The 949-nt window shown below is 67.1% G+C and carries 2 protein-coding genes; both read left to right on the forward strand.

The window, feature by feature from the left end; translation table 11 throughout:
* Positions 1-23 precede the first annotated feature (23 nt).
* Positions 24-401: a c-type cytochrome gene (locus ACEN88_RS32780; protein ID WP_413346451.1), complete on the forward strand. Its 378-nt coding sequence runs from the start codon at positions 24-26 to the stop codon at positions 399-401.
* 83 nt (positions 402-484) lie between these two features.
* The coding region (locus ACEN88_RS32785; RefSeq protein ID WP_413346449.1) for a c-type cytochrome at positions 485-949 on the forward strand (465 nt) is incomplete at its 3' end.

A 949-nucleotide genomic window follows, 5' to 3' on the forward strand; every position in this document is an offset into this window, starting at 1 on the left:
CAGCCCAAGCCGCGCACCTGAGCATGCGTGTCATCGTCGTCCGGCCGCTGCTGGCGGCCCTCTTGCTGGCCGGCTGCTCGCGCCACGAGGGTCCGGTCGACGGCGCCACAGTCTTCAAACCATGCGCGTCCTGCCACCAGATCGGTCCGAACGCGCGCGGCGGTTTTGGTCCGCAGCTCAACGGCCTGTTCGGCCGCCGCGCCGGCAGCACGCCCGATTTCAAATACTCGGATGCAATGAAAGCGTCGGGCATCGTGTGGGACGAACGCACGCTGGCCGCGTACCTGCGCGATCCGGACAAGATGGTACCGGGCACGAAGATGCGCTTCTGGGGCATCCACGACGAGCAAGAGATGGCCGCGCTGCTGGCTTACCTGCGCACGTTCCAGGACGCGCGCTAGTTAGCTTTCTCAAAAGATTGCGTGAAGTTCAAGTCGACGCGGTATCATGCCGCTTGTACTTTCTCGTCGACCACAGGAACGTCATGCATTTGCGCCCTGCCCCGCTGTTGCCATTGCTATTGCTGGCAAGCTTGCACGCGGCGCCGGCACGGGCCCGGCAAGCCGTGCCGGACACGCTGGAACGCCGCGTGGCCGCGTGCACGTCGTGCCACGGCAGCCAGTCCGCGCCGGCGCCGCAGCCGTCGTCGGGTCCGAACTACTACCCGCGCATCGCCGGCAAGCCGGCCGGCTACCTGTATAACCAGTTGCACAACTTCCGCGCGGGGCGCCGCCAGTACCCGTTGATGACCTACATGGTCGAGCACATGTCCGACGATTACCTGCGCGAGATCGCGACATGGTTCTCGACGCAGCACGTGCCCGCGCCCGTGCTGGCGCGCTCCAGCCTGCCGGCGGGCCAGCTCGAGCGGGGGCACGAACTCGTCACGCGCGGCGACGCCACGTTGAAGGTGCCGGCCTGCATCGCATGCCACGGCCAGCGCCTGACG

This window comes from Massilia sp. CT11-108 (assembly GCF_047302915.1).
GTDB classification, from domain to species: Bacteria; Pseudomonadota; Gammaproteobacteria; order Burkholderiales; family Burkholderiaceae_D; genus Telluria; species Telluria orientalis.

Coding starts and splice junctions, on each gene's coding strand:
- ACEN88_RS32780 (WP_413346451.1), top strand. CDS start 24: ATGCGTGTCATCGTCGTCCGGCCGCTGCTGGCGGCCCTCTTGCTGGCC.